The sequence below is a fragment of the Sorangium sp. So ce131 genome, from assembly GCF_051519095.1.
Classification (GTDB): domain Bacteria; phylum Myxococcota_A; class Polyangia; order Polyangiales; family Polyangiaceae; genus Sorangium.
On the sequence record NZ_CP150455.1, the window covers coordinates 8,520,893 to 8,546,456 of the forward strand.

Annotated in this window: 14 protein-coding genes and 1 pseudogene; 8 read left to right on the forward strand and 7 right to left on the reverse strand. The window is 70.4% G+C overall.

Going from position 1 to position 25,564, the window contains the following annotated elements:
- Positions 1–142: 142 nt before the first annotated feature.
- A complete protein-coding gene (locus tag WMF43_RS30840) occupies positions 143–793 on the reverse strand; it encodes a glycoside hydrolase family 11 protein (protein ID WP_437670150.1) in 651 nt (216 codons plus the stop codon).
- A 37-nt stretch (positions 794–830) separates the two neighbouring features.
- Between WMF43_RS30840 and WMF43_RS30845 the strand changes: the two genes are divergently transcribed.
- Positions 831–1,079, forward strand: a complete 249-nt coding sequence (locus WMF43_RS30845) for a hypothetical protein (RefSeq protein ID WP_437670152.1) — start codon at positions 831–833, stop codon at positions 1,077–1,079.
- A gap of 1,043 nt (positions 1,080–2,122) precedes the next feature.
- Here the strand turns inward: WMF43_RS30845 and WMF43_RS30850 are convergent.
- The gene (locus WMF43_RS30850) at positions 2,123–2,878 is read right to left on the reverse strand and encodes a class I SAM-dependent methyltransferase (protein ID WP_437670154.1); all 756 of its coding nucleotides are present in this window, start codon (positions 2,876–2,878) and stop codon (positions 2,123–2,125) included.
- Between the two features lie 232 nt (positions 2,879–3,110).
- Here WMF43_RS30850 and WMF43_RS30855 point away from each other — a divergent pair, with 232 nt between their 5' ends.
- The 4 genes from WMF43_RS30855 to WMF43_RS30870 all read left to right on the forward strand — a co-directional run bounded on the left by WMF43_RS30855 (position 3,111) and on the right by WMF43_RS30870 (position 12,656).
- Complete coding sequence (locus WMF43_RS30855; protein ID WP_437670156.1) at positions 3,111–3,734, forward strand: phosphatase PAP2 family protein; 624 nt, start codon at positions 3,111–3,113, stop codon at positions 3,732–3,734.
- Between the two features lie 90 nt (positions 3,735–3,824).
- Entirely contained in the window at positions 3,825–5,120 is a 1,296-nt protein-coding gene (locus WMF43_RS30860) for a Gfo/Idh/MocA family protein (protein WP_437670158.1), read from the forward strand.
- A gap of 440 nt (positions 5,121–5,560) precedes the next feature.
- The gene (locus tag WMF43_RS30865; RefSeq protein ID WP_437670160.1) at positions 5,561–6,547 is read left to right on the forward strand and encodes a response regulator; all 987 of its coding nucleotides are present in this window, start codon (positions 5,561–5,563) and stop codon (positions 6,545–6,547) included.
- Positions 6,548–6,671: 124 nt separating this feature from the next.
- Positions 6,672–12,656, forward strand: a complete 5,985-nt coding sequence (locus tag WMF43_RS30870; protein ID WP_437670161.1) for an AAA family ATPase — start codon at positions 6,672–6,674, stop codon at positions 12,654–12,656.
- Positions 12,657–12,671: 15 nt separating this feature from the next.
- Here WMF43_RS30870 and WMF43_RS30875 read toward each other — a convergent pair whose 3' ends face one another.
- Complete coding sequence (locus tag WMF43_RS30875; RefSeq protein ID WP_437670163.1) at positions 12,672–15,461, reverse strand: DUF2961 domain-containing protein; 2,790 nt, start codon at positions 15,459–15,461, stop codon at positions 12,672–12,674.
- 121 nt (positions 15,462–15,582) lie between these two features.
- Between WMF43_RS30875 and WMF43_RS30880 the strand changes: the two genes are divergently transcribed.
- On the forward strand, positions 15,583–17,130 hold the full coding sequence (locus WMF43_RS30880; RefSeq protein WP_437670165.1) for an ADP-ribosylglycohydrolase family protein: 1,548 nt from the start codon (positions 15,583–15,585) through the stop codon (positions 17,128–17,130).
- A gap of 34 nt (positions 17,131–17,164) precedes the next feature.
- Here the strand turns inward: WMF43_RS30880 and WMF43_RS30885 are convergent.
- From WMF43_RS30885 to WMF43_RS30900, 4 genes and pseudogenes are all read right to left on the reverse strand, one after another.
- Positions 17,165–18,043 (reverse strand): annotated as a pseudogene (locus WMF43_RS30885) (ABC transporter permease); the annotation flags it as partial.
- A 14-nt stretch (positions 18,044–18,057) separates the two neighbouring features.
- Entirely contained in the window at positions 18,058–19,560 is a 1,503-nt protein-coding gene (locus WMF43_RS30890) for a sugar ABC transporter ATP-binding protein (RefSeq protein ID WP_437684125.1), read from the reverse strand.
- 32 nt (positions 19,561–19,592) lie between these two features.
- Entirely contained in the window at positions 19,593–20,612 is a 1,020-nt protein-coding gene (locus tag WMF43_RS30895) for a sugar-binding protein (protein ID WP_437670166.1), read from the reverse strand.
- A 19-nt stretch (positions 20,613–20,631) separates the two neighbouring features.
- Entirely contained in the window at positions 20,632–21,690 is a 1,059-nt protein-coding gene (locus WMF43_RS30900) for a Gfo/Idh/MocA family protein (protein WP_437670168.1), read from the reverse strand.
- An 843-nt stretch (positions 21,691–22,533) separates the two neighbouring features.
- Between WMF43_RS30900 and WMF43_RS30905 the strand changes: the two genes are divergently transcribed.
- Both WMF43_RS30905 and WMF43_RS30910 read left to right on the forward strand, forming a co-directional pair.
- Positions 22,534–24,171: a DUF1592 domain-containing protein gene (locus WMF43_RS30905; protein WP_437670170.1), complete on the forward strand. Its 1,638-nt coding sequence runs from the start codon at positions 22,534–22,536 to the stop codon at positions 24,169–24,171.
- A gap of 35 nt (positions 24,172–24,206) precedes the next feature.
- Positions 24,207–25,553: a DUF1552 domain-containing protein gene (locus WMF43_RS30910; RefSeq protein WP_437684126.1), complete on the forward strand. Its 1,347-nt coding sequence runs from the start codon at positions 24,207–24,209 to the stop codon at positions 25,551–25,553.
- Positions 25,554–25,564 lie beyond the last annotated feature (11 nt).

Here is a 25,564-nt window from a genome sequence, read left to right on the forward strand (position 1 = left end):
GCAAGCATCAAGCCCACCTCGGCTCGCCTCGCCCGGGCGTCAGCACACGAGCGCGCCGCGCCCCAGGGTGATGATCCGGCGGCACACGGCGACGCCGCTCGGGACCGTGATCATCCTCCTCTAGTGCCACATTTTCTTTCGATTAGGGCGTCTCGTCCCAAACGCGACCAGATGCAGTTCCATTGCTACCGGGGTTGAACACCTCGACGGCCATGACCTGATAGGTGGGATCGTCACTCGCGTCCAGATTGTTCATGTTCGGAACAATCCAGCCGGTGTCGGCCCATGCCTTCACGTGATCGCCGAATATGATTTTATGGTCCTGTCCGAGGGCCTGCGGCTGAGCAGGCTTGCTCCAGTATTGGTAGAAAGTGGAGCGACCATTGATAGAGGGCTGCTGCTGCCGCGTCGAGCGGTAAGTGGAATACTCAACACCATCGCTCACGAAGGTCTTGCCAGGAGTAGCACCCTGGCTGGGGTCATAACTCCATCGTTGCAGAATATAATACTCCACCAGGTGTGCCGGGTCTGAAGTGGGCATACTCTTGTCGTACCCCCAGCCGTACAAGGCGATATAGCTCGCACCGCTGTCGTTATCGAGGCGGTAGCCGATCACCCTGTTCTCATCTCCGTAATGCCATCCTGGACCACCGACATAGTTATAGCCACCGCCCTGCCAGGTCACGCTGAATTCGCCATTCGGGTCCACAGTCAAAGATGTCGAGCCGCCATCTTTCCAGTGAGTGAAGAAAAAATCACCAACATGACCCGTTGCGTGATTTGAATTGATCACGGTTTTGTCAGTGTATTTCTCAGTATAGGCTGGATACTTGGAGAAATCAGGGGTAGGCGTACCCGTTGTATCCCCGCCTCCAGCAGAACCAGAAGAACTAGAGCTGCTCGAAGACGAACTAGAGCTGCTCGAAGATGAACTAGAGCTGCTCGAAGATGAACTAGAGCTGGAGCTGGAGGATGAAGAGCTGCTAGAAGACGATGAGCTGCTCGAGGACTCTGTGGCATCGGTACCACCGCCACAGCCTGCTAGCGCGACTGACGCGAACGCCAGTATGAACCAATGAGAGGACCGATTCTGCTGTAAATTTTTCATAGACGCTTTCCAGAATTGCTTGCTGACGATTGTTATCATATGATGTCTCACGGCTTATACCTTCGTCCATTCTCGAGGATGAGCTTCTCAGCGAGCGCGAGCTTCTCCTCGAGCCGCGCCGAGCGCTTCTCGAGCTCGGCATGCGCCGGTCCTTCGCGTCCTGCTTCGGCTTGCGACCGGGCTTGCGCTCCGCGAGAGCCTCGCTGCCGTGGAGGGCGAGCTGCTTGCGCCACGCCGCCAGGAGGGAGCTGTAGATGCCCTCGCGGCGCAGCAACGCCTCGATGTCCCCGCGCTGGGTGCACGCAGCCGCCTCGCGAGCGATGCGCAGCTTCTCCGCCGCCGAGAACTTCCGCCCCTTGCCCGGCTTCGGCACGCTCTCGACGGCGGCGCCGCTCGGGCGGGGCGCAGCGCCCTGCGCCGCTGGGGCGGGGGTAGGATCGACGGATCGGAGACGGGAAGGCTTCGGCACGGGTCAGGTCCATTCTCCGCCCTCTCACCACAGATTTCCAGGGGCAGCTTGTCTCACCCGACGCTGGCACAGAGGGGAGCGCACTGGAACGTCGGTGGGCTCGCCGAGCGCGGTGAGGAAGCGGGCGATGCTCCTCGGCTCGGTGAGCATGGCGACGAGCTTCATCCTGCCTTTGCAAGCTGGACGCGCGAGGACATCGATCACAAGCGTGCGGCGCAGAAGCTCGGCCCATGGCCGGTAGGCGCCCCGCTTGCGTCTGGGAGCGGGCTCGTCGTCCGCCCTCGTGGGCTCTATGAGCTTCGCATGGCGCGGTCCGACGCACTGCACCGAGCTGACCGACGTTCACCTCGACATCTGCGACGGCCCTGAGCGTGCCCAAGTAGACGACGGCGGCCCCGAGTTCGTGCCCGGGGCCTCGACGCCGGCGAGACGTGGAGCAACACTCCGACCGACGCCCGCGCCGCGGCGAGGGACCACGCCGATTGGCTCCGGCGCAGGAGGGTATGGCTGTATCGCCCTCGCGGCCACGCCGCGGAGGTGGCGCCTCAGCCGGGCTTCCGGGCCCACGCGCCGAAGACCATGTCGCTCACGTACGTGGCGTTCGCCTTCGCCCGCTCCTCCAGGAGGCGCGCCTCGAGCGTCTCGACGTCGATCTCGGCCTCGGTGGCGACGCCCTGCTGCACGATGCGAGGCAACATCGCGCGGACGATGGCGCCGGTGCGGTGGAGGATCTTCGGCGTCTGCACGACGGCCTCCGCGCGCACGCGCTCGACGGCGAGGCCCGCCTGCTCGAGCACGGTCGCGAGGTGGAAGCCCATGTGGATGTCGGCGCCCTCCCGCTCCACCGTCCGCCAGATCCAGTGATTCACGCGCTCGTGGAGCGGCAGGGGCTCGACGGAGGCCGGCACCATCGTGGCGTCGTGCTCCTGAAAGACGACCAGGCCGCCGGGGCGCAGGGCGCCGGAGAGCCGGCGCACGGCCGCCACGGCGTCGGGCTGGTACATCAGGACGCGCCGGCCGACGACCCCATCGAAGAGGCCGAGCTCGGGCGAAGGCGCGCCCAGGTCGCCCTCGGCGAAGGTCACGTTGGAAAGACCGAGCTCGCGGGCCCGGTCTCGCGCCGCCGCGAGCGGCTGCACGTCGCGGTCGATGCCCACGACCTGCCCTTGCGCCCCGACGCGCTGCGCGACCATGAAGGAGACATCCCCGCGACCGCAGCCCACGTCGAGAACACGCATGCCGGCGCCAATACCTGCATCGGCCAGCAGCCGCTCCGTCATCTCGGCAACCATGTCATTCATGGCTTCAAGGGGTAACGCGAGCGGCCCGCCCGTGGAATGGCGCCGCTTGCGCCCGGCTCGGCGCATCTTTCGATCCCGGGACGGGGCGCGCCCGGGCCTCGCCCTGGATGGAGCGACGTCCCGCGAAGCGCCAGTGCATCGCCGGGATGGCATCGCAGCTGCATCGCGGCCCCGGACGGGGCGCCGCGCCCGCGGCTCCGCGGCGGGGCGCCCGGCTCAAGCGAGGTCAACGATGCCGAAGAAGAACGTCGCCGCCGCGGCGACCTTGATCGGTACAGCGGTCGCCGCCGCGCTCGGATTCGGGCTGCTCGCCGGCCGCGTGGCGGAGCGCGAGACGTGCGACGGGGACAAGCGCGCCCGGCGGAAGGCGAAGAAACGCGCGAAGCGCAAGATGCAGAAGGCCGCGGCGGCCGTTGGCCCGCTCGGCAAGTGGTACACCCACGCGCCGCTGTCGCTGCTCGCGGCCGGCGCGCTCGAGCGGCAGGGCAAGACGGGCGGCGCCTTGACGGTCGCGGGCGCCTCGCTCGGGGCCGCTGCGCTGAGCCGCATCCTCGACCGCGCGGTGAAGCACCGCGCGCCTCCCCCGGGGCGAAAGGAGCCGTGGGAGCAGAGCTTCCCGAGCGGCCACGCGCTCGAGACGACCGCCGCGGCCATCGCCGGCGGGTACGTGCTCGTGCGCGAGGGCGTCGCCGGCCCCTGGCTCGCGGTGCCGCTCGCGCTCGCCTCGGCCGCCTCCGGGCTGAGCCGCCTGGTGCTCGACCGGCACTGGGCGAGCGACTCGCTCGGCGGATACCTCGCCGGCATCGCCCTCGGCAGCGCGTCCGCGGGCGTCTACGAGCTCACCCGCCCCGGGTGAACGCGCGGCGACTCGGCCACGGAGCCTGTGGCAACACGTCACGAGGTGGGGCGGAATGCCACCATCCCAGCACGAGAAGGAGCGACTCGAATGAGCGGATCCGGAGACATGGTATCCCGGCGCGGCCTCCTGCGGACGGCCGGCGGCGTCGCTGTCGCGGGCGCCCTCGCCAAGCTGACCGTCGCGTGCGCCAGGGCCGAGAGCGGCGCCGGCGCGTCCCCGGACTCGCCCGCGCCCGTCAAGCTGCCGCGCCTGATGGCGCCCACCGAGCGTGAATCGGAGCTGATGCCCGCGCCGCTCGCCCCGGACAAGCGCGTCGGGTACGCCATCGTCGGGCTCGGGCGGCTCTCGCTGGAGGAGATCCTCCCCGCCTTCGGCCAGTGCAAGTACTCGCGGCCCACGGCGCTCGTCAGCGGCGACGCGCAGAAGGCGGCGCAGGTCGCCGGGCAGTACGGGATCGACCCGAAGAGCGTCTATAGCTACGAGACGTTCGACCGCCTGAAGGACAACAAGGCCGTCGACATCGTCTACATCGTGCTGCCCAACAGCATGCACCGCGAGTACACGATCCGGGCTGCGCAGGCGGGCAAACACGTGCTCTGCGAGAAGCCGATGGCCAACACCTCGGCCGAGTGCGTGGAGATGATCGACGCCTGCAAGAAGGCGAACCGCAAGCTGATGGTCGCCTACCGGCTCCAGTACGAGCCCCACCACCGCGAGATGATCCGCCTCTGCCGGGCGAAGGAGATCGGGCCCATCAAGACGATCATGGCCGTGAACGCCCAGCACCAGGGCGACCCGAACCAGTGGCGGCTCAAGAAGGCGCTGGCCGGCGGCGGGGCGCTCCCGGACATCGGCATCTACTGCCTGAACGCGGCGCGCTACCTCACGGGCGAGGAGCCGATCGAGGTGCTCGGCTCCGCGTACAGCACGCCCGACGACCCGCGGTTCCGCGAGGTCGACGAGACGGTCGACTTCTTCCTGCGCTTCCCGAGCGGCGCGCGCGCGGTCTGCTCCACGAGCTACAGCTGCCATCAGTCGAAGCGCTTCCGCGTCATGGGCCCTGAGGGCTGGGCGGAGATGGATCCGGCGTTCCCGTACCACGGCCTCCGCATGCGCGTGTCGCGCAAGATGAAGGACAGCCCCATCGAGGACGCGAGCGAGCGGAAGCTAGAGGAGAAGAACCACTTCGCCCTGGAGATGGATCACTTCTCCCAATGCGTGCTCCGCGACAGGCCCGCGCACACGCCGGGCGAGGAGGGGCTGCAGGACATGCGGCTCATCGAGGCCATCTACACGTCCGCGCGCGAGGGGCGCCCGGTGAAGCTCGCGCCCGTAGAGGGGCTCGACGTGTTCCGCGGGCCGCCGCCCGAGCCGGGCTCATAGGCCGTCCGCACGACCGATGAAGCCAGCAGGAAGCGGTCTCTCTTCATGACGTCTCCTCCAGAAGGCTCGCCGCGCCCGCGCCCTCCGAGCTCGCCGCGGCCTTCCGCACGGGCGCTGCTCCGGTCTACGCCGTGGCCTGGCAGCCGCCTGCCCCTGCGTGTCTGTGCGCCGCGGGGCTACCGCGCCTGACAGGACCGGCGTCGTGTTCGGCGCGGGCCTCAGACCAGCCCCTCGCGTGGCGCAGCCAACGTCCCCTCTGCCGCGACAAAACCCGTGTCAACGCCGGCCCATCCCGTGATATGGGAGGATGTAATGGGGGTGAAAACTTTGGAGACAGCGCCGTCCTCGCACAGCGTGCGGCCTGCGCGATCGCCGTCAGGTCGGAGTTGCCGGTCGCGCGGAGGACGGTGGCTCGGCCACGGTGAGATCGTCGTAAATCCATGCAAGAGCAAGAAACGCCGCCCCCTGGGCTCGTCCTCATCGCGGACGACAGCTCGGACAACCTGCATGTGCTCTCGAGCGCGCTCATCGCGGATGGACTCGAGGTCGCCGTCGCGTGCGACGGTGAGGAGGCGATCGAGCTGGCGAGCCGTGCTCGGCCGGACCTCATCTTGCTCGACGCGCTGATGCCCGGCCTCGGCGGGTTCGAGGCGTGCCGGCTGATCAAGGCCGATCCGGCGACGCGGAGCATCCCCGTCATGTTCATGACGGCGCTCGCGGAGGCGAAGTTCAGGATCCAGGGCTTCCGCGTGGGCGCCGTGGACTACGTGACCAAGCCGTTCGAGAACACCGAGCTCCTGGCGCGGGTGCACACCCAGATCTCGCTCCGGCGCGCGACGAGGGCCCTCGAGGAGCAGAACAGGAGGCTCTCGGACGAGATCCGGGAGCGCGCGAGGGCCGAGGAGGCGCTGGCGGAGGCCGTGCAGAGCCTGAGCGAGGCGAACGCGCAGCTCGCGCGGCAGCTGACCGAGCGCGAGCGCGCCGAGGCGGAGCGGGGGGCGCTCCAGGAGCAGATCATCGCGGCCCAGCGGGAGCGGCTGCTCGAGCTCTCCGCGCCGCTCATCCCGATCATCGACGGTGTCCTCGTGATGCCGCTCGTCGGCACGGTGGACGTCGAGCGCGCCAGGCAAGCGGTCGAGGCGGCGCTGCGCGAGGCGAGCGGGCGCGGCGCCGACCACCTCATCATCGACATCACCGGGGTCAAGGCGGTCGATGAGACCGTCGCGAGCATGCTCCTGCGCGCGGCGCGGGGGCTCGCCCTGCTCGGCACCCGGACGGTGGTCACCGGCATCCGCCCCGAGGTGGCGCAGACGCTCGTGCGGCTCGACCTCGGCCTGGGTGGCCTCGTGACGAAGGCCACGCTCCAGTCGGGCGTGGAGCACGCGCTGCGCACGCGCGGCGTCGGGCAGCGCCGGGGCGCGCGCTGAGCGGCGGGCGAGCCCGCTGCGCGCCCGGCATCTCGGCCGGAAGATTGAGCGGGGCTGAGCGGGGCTGAGCGGGGCCGAGATGAGCTGAGGGGAGCTGAGGGGAGCTGAGAGGAGCTGAGACGGGATGGAGCTGGCAGACTACGCGGTGGGGGAGGTCGTGTACGAGGGGAGCGAGACCCGCGTGTGCCGCGCGGTCCATCGCCCCTCGGGCGACCGGGTGGTGCTCAAGCTCCCTGCGGCGGCCGCGCCGAGCTCGCGCGTGACAGGGCGCATGATGCACGAGCACCACATCCTGACGCAGCTCGGGGCGGTGCCGGGGGTGGCGCGGGCGCGGGGGCTCCTGCAGCACGGCGGCGCGGTGGGGCTCGTGCTCGAGGACCCCGGCTTCCGGTCGCTGGATCGCCTGCTGGCCGAGCGCGGGCGCTTGCCGGTGGAGGCGGGGCTCCGGCTGGGGGCGCTGCTCGCGCGGGTGCTCGAGGCGGTGCACGCGGCGGGCATCACCCACAAGGACGTCAAGCCGCAGAACGTGCTGGTCGACGCGGCGTACACGCAGGTCACGCTGCTCGACTTCGGCATCGCCTCGTCGCTGCCGCTGGAGGCCGCGGCGGCGAGCATCCCCGAGGGGATCGAGGGGACGCTGGCGTACGTGTCGCCGGAGCAGACGGGCCGCACGGCGCGGGCGATCGACGCGCGCTCCGACCTCTACTCGCTCGGCGTGACGCTCTTCGAGGCGCTGTCGGGGCGGCTGCCGTTCACCGAGCGCGACCCGCTGGCGCTGGTGCACGCGCACCTGGCCAAGGAGCCGCCGCCCCTCGACGAGGTGGCCCCCGAGGTGCCCCGGGGCCTCTCGGCGATCACGTCCAGGCTCCTGGCGAAGAACGTCGACCGGCGTTACCAGACGGCCAAGGGGGCGGCGGAGGACCTGGAGCGAGCGCTGCGCGCCTTCCGCGAGCGCGGCACGGTGGAGCGCTTCCCCCTCGGGACCAAGGATTTCTCGCGCAAGCTGCGGCTGCCGGACGTCCTCGTCGGGCGCGAGCGCGAGCGCGAGCAGCTCGGCGCCGCCTTCGCCCGCGCCGCCCAGGGCGCGGTGGAGCTCGTGCTCATCGGCGGCCCCTCCGGCATCGGCAAGACGGCGCTGGTGCGCACCGTCTACCGGGACATCGCGCGGGCGGGGCGCGGGCTCTTGATCTCGGGCAAACACGACCAGCTGGCGCGGTCGACGCCCTACGCGGCCATGGCGCAGGCGTTCGGGGCGCTGATGCAGCAGTGGCTGGCGAGCCCGAGGCCGGTGCTCCGGGCATGGCAGGAGCGGATCAGGCGCGAGGTGGGGGACAACGCGCGGCTCATCGCCGACGTGGTGCCGGAGCTCGACCTCGTCATGGGCAAGCTCGCGCCGGTGCCGCCGGTGCACGGCGACCAGGTGCTCGCCCGGCAGCGGCTGACCTGGCTGAGCTTCGTGCGGGCGGTCGCGGCGCCGAACGCGCCGCTCGTGATGTTCCTCGACGACATGCAGTGGGCCGACGGCGCCACGCTCGAGATCCTGAGGACGCTGCTGACCGACGCGGAGCGGAGGGAGCTCCTCTTGATCGCCGCGTACCGCGACAACGAGGCGCCCCCCGAGCACCCGCTGTGGAAGCTCGTCGCCGCGGTGGACGAGAGCGGGGCGAAGGTGACGAGGATGTCGGTGAGCCCCCTGCCGGAAGAGCACGTGCGGGCGTGGGTGGCCCGGGCGCTCGGCGGCGACGCGGCGCGGGTCGAGCCGCTGTCGCGGGTCGTGTGGCAGAAGACGCGGGGAAACCCGTTCTTCATGGAGCAGCTGCTGCTCTCCTTGCACCGGCAGGGCAAGGTGGTCAGGGACCCGGAGAGCGGCGCGTGGCGCTGGGACCAGAAGGAGCTGGAGCAGGCCCAGGTCACCGACAACGTCGTCGCCTTGCTGACGGACAAGGTGCTCGAGATGCCCGAGGCGACCCAGCAGATCCTGGGGCTCGCGGCGTGCGCGGGGCACACGTTCCACCTCCACGACCTGGAGCGGCTCAGCGGGTGGGAGCGCGCCCGGGTGACCGCGGCGCTGTGGCCCGCGCTGCAGGAGGAGCTCGTGGTGCCGACCGACGGCGCCTACCGGACCGCGCAGGCGCTGGGCCAGGCCGGAGAGGGCGCGCTCGACGCCGAGTACCGCTTCTTGCACGACCGCGTGCAGCAGGCGAGCTACGAGCGGGCCGCGCCGGAGCAGCGCGTCCTGGCGCACCTGGAGATCGGCCGGCGGCTGTGGGCGCAGCGCCGGGCGCACGGGGGCACGCCGCAGCAGCTCCTGGAGCTGGTGCGGCACCTGAACCTGGGCTCGGCGCGGATGGAGTCCGCGGAGGAGCTCGAGGCGCTGGCGCGGCTGAACCTCGAGGCCGCGCGCGCCGCGAAGGCGGCGAGCTCGCACCGTCTCCTCGCGAGCCTCGCGGACACGGCGCAGGCGTTGCTGGACGACGGCGACCACGGCGGTGACGCCGACGACGGCGGCGACGGCGCGCGGCGCGACGACCCGGCGCTGTCCGCGGAGATCGCGCTGGAGCGGCTCGAGGCGGCCTTTCTGCTGCGGGAGTTCGACGACGTCGAGGCGCGGTGCGAGCGGCTGCTCGCGATGCCGCTGCCGGCGCTCGCCAGGCTCTCGGCGCAGGAGCTCCGCGTCCGCAGCTGCCAGGCGGCGGGCCAGTTCGCGCGCGGGGTGGAGCTCGGGCTCGCGGCGGTCGCGGAGCAGGGCATCGTCTTCCCGGCCGCGGACGAGGCGCGCCGCGCCGCGCTCCTCGAGGAGTCCGCCGAGCTGGATCGGTGGTTCGAGCGCGCCCCGGACGCGTTCGAGCGGATGCCCCCCGATCCCTCCCCGGAGCACGTGCTCGTCGACGCGCTGATGATGCACCTCATGGTGTGCGCGGCGATCGGCGGTCAGCCGGTGCTCTCCACGCTCGTGGTCACCCGCGCCGTGCAGGGCGTGCGGCAGCGGGGCGTGCTCACGCCCGTCGCCCCCTTCATCATCGTCTGCTTCGCGAACGTGTGGTCCTTGACCACCGGGATGTACCGCCGCGCCGCGAGCTGGGTCGGCCCCGGCGTGCGCGCGGCCGAGCGTGTAGGGTCCCTCTTCCTGGCAGAGTGCCTGTCCTTCCAGGGGCAATACACGGCCTACTCCCGCCCCGCGGACGAGATGGCCCCGATCTTCGAGCGCACGTGCGCGGCAGGCCTGAAGATCGGCTCGTTCCAGGGGACGAGCTGGGGGCTGGAGGGCGACCTGGTCTATCACCGAGCGTGGCGTGGCCAGCCGCTCGGCGAGATCGAGGCGCACCGGGCGTCTCGCTGGGGGCTGATGCAGCGCGCCGGGACCGCGCTCGGACACCACTTCTTCGAGGCGATCGCCTCGTGGTGCGACCTCCTGATGACCCCGGGCCGGGCGGGGATGCTCCTCGCGGAGGAGCCGCTCTCGCGCGGGTCGCGCTCGCTCCTGGCCGACGGAGACGGGATGACGGCCGAGCTGGCCCGCATCCTGGAGGCGCACCTGTTCCTCGTCGCCGGCGCGTACCCGAGGGCGCTCGCGCGGGCCCGGGAAGCCGAGCAGTTCCGCACGTCCATCTTCGGCTTCCCGCCGGTCACCGACGTGCCGCTCTGGCTCGCGCTCGCGGCCGCGAGGTGCTGGGGCGAGGCCGCGGGCGCGGAGGAGCAGGAGAGGCTCCGCGAGCACGTCGAGCACGGCCTCGCGCGCCTCTCGTACTTCGCCGAGGGCTGCCCGGAGAGCTTCCTGCACAAGCTGCGCCTCCTCGAGGCCGAGCACGCCCGCGTGCAAGGCAAGACCGACGAGGCCATGGCCAGGTACGACGAGGCCATCGAGCTGGCCCGCGCGCAGCGCTTCTGGCACATCGAGGCCCTCGCCGCCCAGCTCTGCGCCGAGTTCCACCTCGGCGCGGGGAGGAGCCGCATCGCGGCGGTGTACCTGCGCGAGGCCAGGGACGCCTATGTCCGCTGGGACGCGCACGCCGTGGTGGCCCACCTGGAGGCGAGGTGGCCCGCCCTGCTCGGCGCCCCTGCCCCGCCCGCGGCCGTGGAGCGCCGCATCACGGCGAGCACCGTCACGTTGACCACCACGGGCGCGACCGGCAGCGCGGAGCTGGACGTGAGCACCGCGGTGCGCGCGGCGCAGGCGCTCTCGAGCGAGCTCGACCCGGAGCGCGTCGTCGGCCGGCTGATGGAGCTCGTGCTGGAGAGCGCGGGGGCGCAGCGCGGCGTCCTCCTGCTGGTCGACGGAGAGGAGCTCTCGGTCGTGGCGCGGCTGTCGGTGGAGGGGGGCCGCATCGAGACGGGCCTGTCCGAGCCGCTCTCGGAGAGCGGCGAGGTCTCGCCGACGGTCGCGTGTTACGTCGCGCGCACGAGCGAGCCGGTCGTCGTGGACGACGCCCGGGCCGACGCGCGCTTCGCGGCCGATCCGTACCTCGCCTCGCGCGCCGTCCTCTCGCTCCTGGCGCTCCCCCTGTCGCACCGAGGGCGCCTGCTCGGCGTGCTCTACCTCGAGCACCGCGAGGTGCCGGGGGCGTTCCACGAGAAGCGGGTAGAGCTCCTGTCGGTGCTCGCCTCGCAGGCCGCCATCGCCGTGGAGAACGCCCTCCTCTACCGGGACCTGGAGGCCAAGATCAAGGAGCGCACGCTCGAGCTCCGCGTCGCCAAGGAGGCGGCGGAGCGCGCCAACCAGGCCAAGAGCGACTTCCTCTCCAGCATGAGCCACGAGCTCCGGACGCCGCTCAACGGGATCATGGGGTATGCCCAGATCCTGGGGCGATCCCCCGATATCCCGCCGAAGTGGCGGGAGGCGCTGCACGTCATCCAGAAATCGGGCGAGCACCTGCTCTCGCTCATCAACGACGTGCTCCACCTGGCCAAGATCGAGGCGGGCAAGGTGGACTCCGTCGTGAGGGAGATCCAGCTCCCTGCCTTCCTGCAGACGGTGGTCGGCCTGTGCCGGGTGCGCGCCGAAGAGAAGGGGCTCACGCTCACCCACGCGCTGCGCGGCCCCGCGCTCAAGGTCGTCCACGCCGACGAGAAGAAGCTGATGCAGGTGCTCCTGAACCTCCTCGGCAACGCCCTCAAGTTCACCGAGCGGGGGGGCATCTCCCTCCACGTCGAGGCGCTGGAGGAGGTCGTCCCTGCGGGGCGGATGGTGCGCTTCCGCGTCGAGGACACCGGGCCTGGGATCGCCGCGGAGCACCTGTCGCGCATCTTCGAGCCGTTCGAGCAGGTGGGGGAGCAGCGCGCGAAGAGCGAGGGCACGGGGCTCGGCCTCGCGATCACGAAGAAGCTCGTGCAGCAGATGGGCGGGGTGATCGAGGTGCAGAGCGAGGTCGGCCGGGGCAGCGCCTTCACGGTGACGCTCCCCCTCGCCGAGGCGGAGCCGGCGGCGAGCCCGGGCGAGGCCGAGCCGTCGGGCGCGATCGTCGGTTATCAGGGCGAGCGCCGCGCGATCCTCGTCGTGGACGACAACCCCGACAACCGCGCCGTGGCGCGCGAGCTCCTGGCCCCCCTCGGCTTCGAGGTCCGCGAGGCCGACGGCGGTGAGGCGGCGCTGCGCATGGCCGCCCAGCACACGCCGGCGCTCGTCCTGATGGACCTGTCCATGCCGGGCATGGATGGTTACGAGACCACCCGCCGACTCCGGCGGATGCCCGAGCTCCGGGGGGTCTCCGTCCTGGCGTCGTCGGCGAGCGTCTCCGAGGCCGAGCAGGAGAAGAGCGCCCGCGCCGGCTGCGACGACTTCCTGCCCAAGCCCATCCAGGCGAGCGCGCTCCTCGACAAGGTAGCGCGCTTGCTGGGCGTCGCGTGGATCCGCCGCGAGGAGGCGGAAGCCCTGGACACGTCCGCAGAGCGCGCCGCGGACGGCGGGCGCCTCGTCGCGCCTCCGGCCGAAGAGCTGGCGGTCCTGTCGACGCTCGCGGACAAGGGGCTCGTCCACAAGGTCCTGGAGGAGGCGGAGCGGATACGGCAGCTCGACCCGCGCCTCGGCCCCTGGCTCGACCAGCTCGCGGCGCTCGCGCGCGGCTACCAGACCCGAAAGCTGCGGGAGTTCGTCCGGTCGGCTTCCAGGTGAGCCGCGCCGCGCGGCTCAGAGGCCGTAGAGCTCCTTCAGGAACACGCCGCCCTTCCCTCGCCCGGCGTGCGTGAAGAACAGCCGCCCCGCCTCGAGGCCGCCCCCCTCCCCGACCCACTCGGCCGCGTGCGCGCGCAGCCGGGCGATGGGGTGCGGCGGGAACGAGAACGGCGACCGCGAGCGGTAGACGAACGTGGCGTCGTAATCGACGGGGTAACTCGTGACCGTCAAGTAGAACCACCCCTGCCGCGAGAACACGAACGGCGACTCGGTATGACCGCTGTTGTGCATCGCGGTCTCCGGCCCGAGCGTGAGCGCCATGGCCGGCGGGCCCCAGCGGGCGAGATCCGGCGACGTGCGGTAAGCGACGCCGCTCCGGCGTGATTCCAGCGACGCGCAGCGCGTGTAATAGACCACCCACAGCGCGCCGAGCCGGACGAGCATCGGATCGCGGGCGACGCAGAAGTCCTCGAAGAGCGTGCGCGCCTCGCGGGTCCAGGTGAAACCGTCGCGCGAGCGCGCGATCCGGAAGCCGGACCGATCGGGATCGGGCGTGCCCACGTGGAAGATCATGACCAGGCTGCCGTCGCGGTCGCGGACCACGTGCGGGGCCCAGATCCAGCGCTCGTCGGGCAGAGCGCGGGTGGAGAAGCGCTGGGGCGAAAGCGAGAAGCTCGGCGAGGCCGCGTCGTGCCACCGCGCGGGCCCGGGCCCGGGCGCGGTGGCGAGCACGAACACACGCTCGGTCTCCGGCGGCTGGCCCGCGGCGTTGAAGATGCCCGTCAGCAGCCAGCGGCCGTCGGCGAGCTGGATCATCGTGTGATCGTTCACATAAGCCGCGCCCTCGGGCAGGTCGTCGGTGTCGAGGATCTCCACCGCGGGGCCGTGCGTGAGCGCTGGCGCGGGTGGCCCCGAGAAGAACCGCAGCCTGTAGCCGCCCTCGCTCCACGGCTCCGGCGAGCCCGTCGCGTCGACCTCGATGACCGGGCGCCTGCCGGCGCGGCATTGCCCGGGGCGCAGGTCGATCCAGAGCGCGTCCTCCGCGATCGACCGGACGGGGTTCGCCTGCATCTCGTGGATTGTGCCGACCTCCCGCCCGTCGAGCCGCACGCGCGCCGTCTGCGGGGCTTTCGCCGCGGAGTACACGCGCAGGAGCAGGAGCCCGCGCGCCTCGGGCGGGCACGCGACCTCGATCCGGGTGATCCCGCGGCCCTCGCGGAACCGGAAGATCCGCGGCTTCTCCGAGCGCTCCGCGTCGACGGCCGAACGCACGCGGCGCCGCCGCCCTTGCACGTGGACCTCCTGCTCGCCGATCACGCCAACCTCCGAGAACGTGTAGGCGAGCCCCAGCGAGCGCACCTGGAGCGGCGTGTAGGCGCCGGTCGGCCCGGCCTCGATGCCGAAGCGCAGCCCGGAGCGGCTCACGATCGGGTCGGCCACGTGCAGGCGGTACAAGGAGTGGACGAACCGGGCCCGCTTCCAGCCCTCCTCGGGATCGATGACGAGGAAGCGGTGCAGTCCGCTCAAAGCATTGCTGTGTGCGCCCAGGAAGTAGAAGCCGCCGTTGAAATAGTCCTCGGTGCCGGTCCCGATCTGCAGCGGGTGCGCCATCCCGTCGGTCCGGATCATCTCGTCGCCCTCGAGGTAGGTCCGGTCGCTCGGGCGGCCGCCGCTCAGGTGCTCGATCAGGGCGACGAGCTGGAGCGGCTCGTCGCTCTCGAAGAGGGGCATCGTCGTCTCGCGCCCGGGGGCCGCCTGGTCGCGGTACTGCGCGAGCAGCCGCACGCCGCGGCGGGCCGGCGCGAGGTCGACGGCGGCTTCCAGGCGCGTGATCGACGCGTTCGACGCGTTCGACGGACTGCGCGCGACCTCGAGCGAGAGCGCCTCTCCCTCGGCCAGCGGAACGGGCAGCCGCGTCGCGAGCCTGCCTGTCCCGGCCGCGTCGGGCGCCCAGGCGGCGTGCAGCGCGCTCCGGAACGTGGCCCATCCGCCGTCGCTCTCGGCGCTCGTGCTCGCCAGGCCGAAGAAGAAGGACGCGGGCACGGGCGGCTGCCCGCCGATCCTCACGTCGAGGTCCTTCAGGCTCGCCGCCGGGATGCGGAGGTCGATGCCCGAGACCGTCGCGGGGCCTTCCGCCAGGACGAGCGGCGCGCCGGGGCGCGGGGCCTCTCGGCGCGACGGCGCCGGCAGGGCCGCGGTCCAGTCCTCGGCCATGAACTGCGCGAGCTCCTCGGCCGACGGCCCCGACGCGGCGCCGGGGCCCTCGCGGTAGGTGACCTGGTAGTAGATGGGGACTCCCTTGAACCGGATCTTCGCCTCGCTGGACCAGGCGAAGGGGACGTAGCTGGTGAATGCCCCCGAGCTCGCGTCGACGCCGAGCGCGAGCGGCGACGTCCAGAGGTCCCGCCCCTCGAAGAAGTCGCGGTGTGGCCCGCGGAATACCGTGCGTCCGTCGATCTCGATCCAGAGCTCCTGGCCCGGCTTCTCGAGCTCCGCGCGCGGCGCCGTCATCCAGATCCGCGTGATTCTCCCCTCGCCGCGGGCGTGGAACAGGACCCGGTGCTCCCCCTCGAGCGCGACCCCGGGGCGATATCCATCGTCGTTGCCGCCTGCGGGGTCGTGTGTGGTCACGCTCCGGGTGATCCACCCGGGATGAAAGGACAGGAGACTCTCCAGCACCGGATGGATCGACGCGGCGCCCGGCGTGATGGCGAGCGACGCGCCGAGGAGATGACGGGCCGCGCGGGAGACAAAGGGTTCCAGGCGCGCCCCCGCCGCGCGCGCGTCGCGATATCCGGCGTTCATGATCTCAACCTAATCGTGGGGACGGCGCCGGGGGAGCGGGCTCGGGCGGGTATCTCCCTTGCAACGACGCCTGTCGAGGCCACGCGCGACGCGCCGGGCGTACACTCGAGAGGAGCAATTCATGCGCACTCGCGGCCATCGACGCCCTGTCCAGGGATCGCCCCGGCTCGCGCCTCCAGCGCGAGGGCGCGGCCTCGCGCTGGCGCTCCTCTTGACCTTGCCGACCTCGCCGAGCTTGCCGGGCTTGCCGCTCGCGGGCGCGGCGCCGAGCCGCGCCTACGCCGAGCCCGTGGAGCAACACGGCGCGCCGGGGATGTCCTCCGGTCCGCGCGTGCGGCTCGATCGCGCGGCGTACGCCGAGCGGCTCCGCGCGATGTGGATCGGCGCGTGTATCGCGAACTGGACGGGGCTGCGGACGGAGGGTGTGCGCGTCGAGCGCCCCTTCTTCACCGACGCCGACTGGGGGAGCCCGCGGGGCCGCGACGGCGCGCGGATCGACTTCGTCCTCCTCGACCCCTGCCCTTCCGACGACGACACCGACATCGAATACGTCTACTTGCACCTCATGACCGGGGCCGGGACGCTCTTCCTCTCTCCCGAGATGATCCGGGACGGGTGGCGCGCGCATCTCAACGATTTCATCTGGGTCTCCAACCGGCGGGCGCGTGATCTGATGGAGCGGGGCGTGCTGCCCCCCGCCACGAGCGATCCGGCGCTCAACCCGGACGCGCTCCAGATCGACGCGCAGCTCACGACGGAGATCTTCGGCGCCCTCGCGCCCGGCATGCCGGAGCTCGCGCTGCGGATCGCCGACCTCCCCATCCGGACCACGGCGCGCGATCACGCCGCGCACGCCGCGCAGTTCTACGTGCTCCTCTTCTCGCTCGCGGCGACCGTCGATCCGGAGAAGCCGCGGCGAGAGGAGATCGTCCGCATCGTCCGCGAGGCCAGGGGTCATCTCCCGGACGCGTCGAAAGCCGCCGACGTCATCGACTTCGTGCTCGCCGCGTATGAATCATCCGAGGATCACAACGACTGGGAGCGCGTCCGCGACGCCATCGCGCATCGTTACCAGGAGCGCGCCGCGGCGTACGGCTTCGTCTACCGAGGGTTCACGGAGTCCGCGATCAACCTGGCGACAGGGACGCTGGCCCTCCTGTTCGGCGAGGGCAGCTTCGCGCGGACGGTGCAGATCGGCGCGTTGTCAGGGTGGGACTCCGACAACGGCACGGCGACCATGGGCGCGCTCGTGGGGCTGCTCGGCGGCATGGACGAGCTGCGCCGGGCCTTCCCGGGGGCGCGTCTGCCCGAGCGTTACCGCATCCACCGCACGCGCCCCACCCTGCCGGATCGACTGCCGGAGGACGGCGAGGCCGAGGACACCTTCGCGGACATCTCGACGAGGATGCTCCCGCTGGTCGACCTCGCCGTGGAGGCGGGGGGCGGCCGAGCGCGCCTTTCGCCGACGGGCAGCGGGTCGAGGCTCAGGCGCTTTCGCGCTCGGGCCCTCGCGCGGCCGGCGGCGCCGCAGCGCCGACGGCCGCGGCCGCCTGGAGGATCTGCGCTGCCTCGGCGGCTCCTGCGGAGGCACGCCGGATGCGCCGCTTCGCCTGCACCCTGTGCACGATCTGATCGAGGATCACGGCGACGAGGATCACGCCGCCGATGATGATGAACGTCCAGTTCGGGTCCAGGCGCCAGGTGCGTTGAACGCCGTCAGCGTCCTCGTACGGCAGCTGGAACATGTTGATGCCGTTGTCGATGACGCGCATCACCGCGGAGCCGATGAGGACGCCGAGCACCGTGCCTTCACCGCCGCGGAGCGAGCATCCGCCGAGCACGGCCGCGGCGATCGCGTACATCTCGTACGCGACGCCGACCTGCTGCGACATCTGCCCGATGTACGACGCGTAACAGACGCCGGCGACGCCGGCGAGCCCCGCCGAGATCACGTAGGTGGACGTCTCCACCCGCTTCACGTTGATGCCGGAGTACTCCGCCGCGTCGCGATTGCCGCCGATCGCATACACGTAACGGCCGAACACCGTGAAGTGCAGCGCGTAGGTCGCCGCGCCGATCACGGCGAGGAACATCAGGAGCGGATACGGGACGAGCGCGTCGCTCCCGGCCTTGAGCAGCCCCCCGTTCGCCAGGTCGAGCAGCGGCGAGCCCCCGAGGCTCAGGGTGCCCCCCTGGGCGATGGTCTGCGAGGCGCCGCGCAAGAACAACATGCCGCCGAGCGTGACGATGAACGGCTGCAGCTTGAGCCGCGTGATCAAGAGGCCCTGGCCGAGGCCGATCAGCAGCGCCACGCCGAGCGCCACCGGAACGCCGATCCACAACGAATAGCCCAGGCCGCCGGCCTGGCCCGACGAGAGCTTCGCGATCAGGACGCCCGTCAGGCCGATCACGGACCCGATCGACAGATCGATGCCGCCGGCGACGATGACGAAGCCGATGCCGATCGCGAAGATCCCGAGCATCGAGATCTGCCGCAGGAGGTTGATCGCGTTCGACTGGCCGAGGAAATCCGGGTTCGAGACGTAGAGCCCCAGACACATCACGACGAGCGCGACGGCCATGCCGAGCTCGCGCCTCACGACGACGCCCCCTCGCCGGCGTGGCCGGTCATCAACGCCGCGATCCGCTCCTGGCCGAGCCGCTCCCGCGTCAGCACACCCTTGATGCGCCGCTCGTGCATGACGGCGACGCGATCGCTCATCCCGATGATTTCTTCCATGTCCGAGCTGACCATCAAGATCGTGATGCCTTCCTCCGCGAGGGCGGCCATGTGGCGGTAGATCTCGGCCTTGGCGCCGACGTCGATGCCGCGCGTCGGCTCGTCCAGGAGGAGCACGCGCGGGCTCATGGCGAGCCACTTTCCGAGCACCACCTTCTGCTGGTTTCCGCCGGAGAGGTTCACGACGCGCTGGTGAATGTCAGGCGCCTTCGTCCGCAGGCGCTTCACCTCCGATTCGGCGACGCGGCGCTCCGCCTTCCTGTCCAGGAAGCCCCAGCGGTTATAGCTGCCGATGCTGGGCAGGGAGGTGTTCTCTGCGATGCCGAGCGGCAGCACGAGGCCGTGCCGCTTGCGATCCTCCGGCGCCAGGTAGACGCCACGGTCGATGGCGTCCCTGGGTCGTCGAGGAGCGAACTCCCTGCCTTCGAGCGCCATGCGTCCGCCGAGCGCCGGCGTGACCCCGAAGATCGTCTGCATGAGCTCCGTGCGGCCCGAGCCGACCAGCCCGGCGAAGCCGAGGATCTCCCCGCGTTCGGCCGAAAACGAGACCGGCGCGGGCGCGCCGGGCACGATGAGGCCTTCGACCACCAGCACGGGCTCGGTCGACCTCCGCGGCCGCCTCTCGGGGAAGTAGTGCGCGCTGAGCTCGCGGCCCACCATCATGGCGACGATCTTCTCGTGCGTCGCCTCTGCGCGCGTGAGGTCCCCGACGTAGCGGCCGTCGCGCAGGACCGTCACCCGGTCGGCCAGCGCCATGACCTCTTCCATGCGGTGCGAGATGTAGACGATGCCGATGCCGTCCGCCCGGAGCTTGCGGATGATCTGGAAGAGATGCTCGGACTCACCGCTCGTGAGCGATGAGGTCGGCTCGTCCATGACGATGATACGCGCCTTCAGGGCGAGCGCCTTGGCGATCTCGACCAGCTGCATCTGCCCGGCGGTCAACGCGGACACGGGGGTCGAGGGGGGGAGCGTCAAGCCCACCCGCTGGAGCAGCTCCTCGGCGCGGGCGACCATGTCGCCCTTCGGCAGCGGGCGGAGCAGCGGCCCGGTCCCGCCGCCTTCGTTGCCGAGGAAGATGTTGGCCGCGATGTCCAGGTTCGGCGCCAGCATCAGCTCCTGGTGGATGAGCGCGATGCCGAGGCGCTTGGCGGCGCGCACGCTCTCGAGGGCGACCTTCTCCCCTCGGATGCGGATCTCGCCTTCGTCAGGCTGCTGGGCGCCGCCGAGGATCTTCATGAGCGTGCTCTTCCCGGCGCCGTTCTCGCCCATGAGGGCGAGCACCTCGCCTGGCCTCAGCGAGAGCGAGACGCCCTGAAGCGCGACCACGCCGGGAAACCGCTTCGTGATCGCGCTCATGGCGAGCAGCTCCGGCTCGGGCGCAGCCACGCTCACTTCTTCATTTCGGCGAGCTTCTTCTTGAAGTCCGCCACGTTGGTCTGTTCGATCAGATCGATGCCGGTGTCGATGCTCTTGTTCGCCGGGATCTGCGCCATCGCCGCGTCGGGCTTGGTCGCGAGCTCATGCGCCCACTTGCTCGCCAGGTAACCGAACTGAAACGGCTTCTGGACGACCGTGGCCGAGATCGTGCCGCTCTCGATGGCCCTGAGCGTCTCCTCTTCCTCGTCGAACACGGCCGCCAGGACCTTGCCCTTCTTCCCGAGGGCCTCGATGGCCGCCGCGATGGCGGGACCGTTGTACGACCACAGGCCCGCGACGAGCTTCAGGTCCGGGTGCGCGTTGATGATGTCCTCCACGTTGGAGCGCGCCTTCGCGCGGTCCGTGTTGTCCTCGCGCTTGTCGACGATCTCGATGTTCTTGCCGGCGATCGCGTCCTGAATGCCCTGCAGGCGCTGCTTCGCGTTGTCCGCGGAGAGCGTGCCGACGAACACGGCCATCTTGCCGCCGTCCGGGAGGAGCTTCGCGATATGGGCGCCGAGCGCCTTGCCGGCCTCGTAGTTGTTGGTGCCGATGTAGAGCAGTCGGCTCGACTTCGGGGCGTCCGAGTCGAACGTGATCAGCTTGCTCTTCTCGGCCGCCTTGTTGAGCACCGGCACCTGATCGTTCGGCGCGATGGCGCTCACGGCGATGGCGTCGTAGCCCTGGCTCGAGAGGTTCTCGACGATCTGGTTCTGCTCCTCCGTGGTGCCGTTCGGCGGCATCTTCACGTCGACCTGGACCTTGCTCTCTTGCTCGTATTTCCGGATGCCCGCCTGAGCGATCTTCCAGAACTCGCTCGCGTTGTTGGTGATGAAGGCGAGCTTCACGCTCTTCGGCTTCGAGCCGCCCCCCTCGGCAGGCGCGGCGCCCGTCCCCGCGCCCTCGTTGCTGCACGCCGCCATCGCCAGCAGCGCAAACAGGAAGGGCGCGACGACCGCCCACCCCTTGCCCCAGGACTTCGTCTCTCTCACGGCAAGTCTCCTTCCTGATTCACTTTCGGAAATACATTGCTTCAATGCGTGACGTCGCGGTCACCCGGCCGGCTCGCCCGAAGCCCAGCGCGTCGCGCCAGGTATCCATGACGTGCATGTTCCCCAGGGTGTCTGCCCAGCTCATCGCGGGCCACTCCGGCTCGAGGCCAGGCAGGCTGTCGGCGACGATCTCGGCCTCGATCGCGTGAACCGAGCTCTCCGTCGGGAACGTCAGCTCTTGGGGCGTATGGCCGTCGCGGTGGACCGTAAACGTATTTTGACAGCCCTGGCGGTCACCCCCTGGAATCCACGGATCCGGCAGCACGATGCGGCCGCGCTCGCCATGGATCACCGCCGTCGTTCCGATGGCGTAGGCGATCGCGCTCGTCACCTCCGCCGTGAAGCCCGACGGAAAGGTCATGGCGGCGCTCGCGAGCTCGACCGCGCCCGTGGGTCCGAATCGCCCCCACGCAGAGAGCTTGGTAGGCTCCGCGAACGGCGCGCCCTCCGAAACTCCAGCGAGCAGGCGCGCGAACGACACCGGGTAGCTGCCGACGTCGAGCACGCTGCCGCCGCCCCGCGCGGGGTCGAACAGCCGACCGGAATCGCGGTTCGCGCGGAAGCCGAAGTCGGCGCGCAGGTGCAGGATGCGCCCGATCGCGCCGCCCTTCAGGCACTCGAGGAGGCCGCGCAGCATCGGGTGGCAGCGGTACATGAACCCTTCCATCAGGAAGCGCCTCCGGCGGACAGCCTCGGCGATGACGCGCTGGGTCGACGCGGCGTCGAGCGTCAGCGGCTTCTCGCACAGCACGTGTTTGCCGGCCGCGAGGCTCGCCAGCGCGTGCTGCTCGTGCGCCGAATGCGGCGACGCCACGTAAACGGCGTCCACGAGCGGATCCTCGAGCAGCTCCTCCACGGTCCGCGAGGACGCTCGGAGCCCCCACTCCGCCGCGAAGGTCCGCGCCTTGCTGGCGGAGGTGCCCGCGACGTTCACGACCCGGCAACGCTGGCTGTCCTGAAGCGCGCGCGTGAAATCACGGGCGATCCCCCCCGTACCGATGACGCCGAAGCCAAGCATGGCCGCCCCTCTCACTCCGCCGTGAAGCGAGAATCACTGTGTGTTTGTAGGCCCGTCCCGGCTCGAGATCGGCTGCTCTCGCCAGGCCGGCACGTCGATCGCGCTCCGGGACATCTGGCTCTCCAAGCGAAGCGCTCAGGTGCAATGTGAGCGTTCACATCGTCCATGTCAACAACGATTGACCGTGTCGCGATTATCCTCCGAGGGAGGATAATTCTAGCGGTCGTCCTCCGGAGCGTCGCGTCAGGGGCAACGGGGCGCCGGACCGCGGTCATCACCGGCCCGCCCCCCGGAAACGACGCGGCATCGACGGTGATTCATCCATCCATGGGGCCCGCCCTCGTGCCCCGGCGGGAGCCGGCGGGAGGCCGAGGCAGGCAGGTCGATCGGCGTTGACACCGGCCATGTGATCGTTCACATTGGCCCAAGCGGTATCCTTTGGTTTCGTCTCGGTAGAAGGTCATACGCGCCGAGCTCTTCGTCGTCCGACCAATCTCGGCGCCGATCCCGCTCGTTCGATCGTCGGGGACGTAATTGCCGTTCGATGATGCTTGGCATTTTGCCAAGGGTCTGCCGCGATGCAGACCGCGGGGACGCCCACTCCGACGGGGAGCAGGGGGAACGTCGGACGCTCGATCGACGACGACGGCCCCGACACGTCTGCCCAGCGGCAGGCCCCGCCAGGGACTGCGCCGTAATCATTTGACTATCTCGTAAGACAGGGGGTGTTTGATGATAGGGCCTCAGCGTGCCCAGAGGTGGCGAGGAGCGGCATCCAGTTCCCGGTCCTCGAATCATGAGCGGACGTGTCCTCTCAGAGGCCGTTCGTCGGCGATCCCGTTCGTGTTGCTCCTGGCCGCCGGCTGCACGGGAAACGTCGGCGAGCCCGGCGCCGAGCCCGGCGCCGGGGATCCCACCACGACGGCCCCGCTCGCTTGCGAGGACGGCGTGGTGTACCCCGGGCGCGCGCCGCTGCGGCGGCTGACGCGCTTCGAGTACAACAAGACCGTTCGTTACATCTTCGGCGACACGACGGAGCCAGCCTTCTCGCTGCCGGCCGAGGAGGTCGGGAACGGCTTCGGCAATGACGCGGACGCGCTGTCGGTCGCCAGCCTGCTGGCCGAGCAGTGGGGCACCGTCGCGGAGGGCGTCGCCCAGCGTGCCACCGCGAGCCCGGAGGCGCTCGCGAAGCTCGCGCCGTGCGCGAGCGGCGTGCAGATCGACGGCGAGGACGCGTGCGCGCGCACGATCGTCGAGAGGATCGCGCCGCTCGTTTACCGGAGGCCCCTCGCCGACGGCGAGGCGAACGAGCTCCTCGCGCTGTACACCGTCGGGCGCAAGGACGCGACGTTCGCCACCGGCATCGCGACGGTGATCGAGGCGCTGCTTCAATCGCCGGATTTCCTCTACCGCATCGAGTGGGGCGCGCCCGACCCCGAACGCCCCGAGCTCCGCCGGCCGACGGGCGACGAGATGGCGACGCGGCTCTCGTACCTGCTCTGGGGCACGATGCCCGACGACCGCCTGCGCGAGGCCGCGCAGGCAGGCGAGCTCTCGACGAAGGAGGGCGTACGTGCGCACGCCGAGCGCATGCTCGACGATCCTCAGGCTCGGCCCGTCCTCCGGTTCTTCTTCGACAACCTGCTCCCCATCAGCAACCTCACGGATCTCGAGCGAAAGGCGGAGTCGTTCCCGACCTTCTCTCGCGCGATCGGCGCGCTCATGCGGGAAGAGACGCAGCGATTCCTGGAGCACGAGATCTTCGAGGGGACCGGGACCTGGCCGTCCATCTTGACGGCCCCGTACACGTTCATGAACGGCCCCCTCGCGGCGTTTTACGGCGTCTCCGGCGTGACGGGCGACCAGTTCCAGGAGGTGCAGCTCGACACGACCCAGCGCCTCGGGCTCCTCACCCAGGCGGGGATGATGGCCGGGACGACGCACTCGAACATGACGAACCCCGTGCAACGCGGCTCGTTCGTGGTCCAGAAGCTGATGTGCCGGACGATCCCGCTCCCCACCGGCGCGATCGCGGAGCGGGTGAAGCCGCCGGACCCGTACAGCGGCGCGACGGCGCGGGAGCGCTACAGCAAGCACAGCCAGGACGCGGTCTGCGCGACGTGCCACCGGCAGATGGATCCGATCGGGCTGGCGTTCGAGAACTACGATGCGGTCGGGCTGTTCCGCACCACGGAGAACGACGTCACCATCGACGCGAGCGGCGGGGTGCCGGGCACGGAGGGCACCGTGAACGGGCCGATCGAGCTCGTGCGGAAGCTCGCCGAGACCGAAGAGGTGCAGGACTGCTTCGCGACGCGCTGGGCCGAGTACGGCTACGGCCTCACCCTGCGCGCCGAGGACGAGTGCACCGGGAAGGCCGTCAAGGCCGCCTTCAAGGAGTCCGGGTACAACGTGAAGCAGCTCTTGATCGAGCTCACGCAGACCGACGCTTTCCACTACCTGGCTTCAGGAGAGGAGTGATGGTTATGTCGAAATTTCGTTTGAGTCGACGTGCCATGCTGCGGGGCGCCGGCGCGATCGCCGTCTCCCTCCCCTGGCTGGAGATCATGGGCACCGAACGCGCGGCGCACGCGCAGCCCGCCCCCGCCAAGCGCTTCCTCGCCGTCTACACGCCTGGTGGAACGGTGATGGACCGCTGGCGGCCGACCGGCTCCGAGACGAGCTTCACCCTGGGCCCCATCCTGGCGCCGCTCGCGCCGGTGCAAGATCGGCTGCTCGTCGTCGACGGCCTCGACATGAAGAGCGCGCGCGGCGAGCAGCACCAGAGCGGGATCATCGCCTGGCTCACGGGCACGACCCAGGAGGGCTCCTCGAACAACGGCTATGGGAGCGGGCCGTCCATCGATCAGGTGATCGCCTCCCGGATCTCCGCTGGCCAGAAGGCGAAGGCGAGCATCCAGATCGCGGTGCGCTGGGCGACGGGCAAGTCCCACGGCCTGCTGTCGCCGATGAACGCCGCGAACTTCGAGGACAGCGCGCCGCACCAGCCGATCCCGCCGCGCCTCGATCCGGTGGAGATCTTCACCCACCTCTTCGGCACGCTGAACCCCGGCGACGGCAACGACGCCGCCCGTCGCCTCGAGCGAAAGCAATCGATCCTCGACTTCCTCGACCGGCGCTACGCCACCCTGTCCGCGCGGCTCGGCGCCGCCGACAGGCAGAAGATCGACCAGCACCTGACGAAGATCCGCGAGATCGAGCGGAGCCTCAGCAACGTTCCCGTCGCGACGAGCGCTTGCAAGGTCCCCACAATGGTCGACACGTCCGACTACAACCCGCGCACGGGGCTCAACTCGTCCGACACCGGCTCGATCAAGGACACCTCGACCGACGCGGCGATCCCCAAGGTCGGCAAGCTCTTGACGGACATGCTGGTGATGTCGCTCGCCTGCGACATCACCGCGGTCGGCACCCTGCAGTGGAGCGACACCGAGGCGAAGCACACCTTCCCCTGGCTCAACTTGTCCGAGCACCACCATTTCTACCAGCACGACGGCGGCTTCAGGGCGGCCGAGTGCGAGCGCATCTGCAACTGGTACTCGAAGCAGCACCTCTACCTCCTGGAGGAGATGGAGAAGGTCGACATGGGCGGGCACTCGCTGCTCGACGAGAGCGTCGTCTTCTTCGGCTCCGAGATCTCGGACCCGCCGACGCACAGCAAGACGAACATGCCGTTCCTGCTGGCCGGCGGCGGCGGCGGCCTGCGCACCGGACGCTGGGTCCGTCACCCCGGCGTCTCGCACAACAACCTGCTCGTCTCCATCTTGAATCTGTTCGGCGACACCCGGACCACGTTCGGCGACCCGCGGTACTGCACCGGGCCGCTCACGAACCTGACGTAGCCACTCCGGAG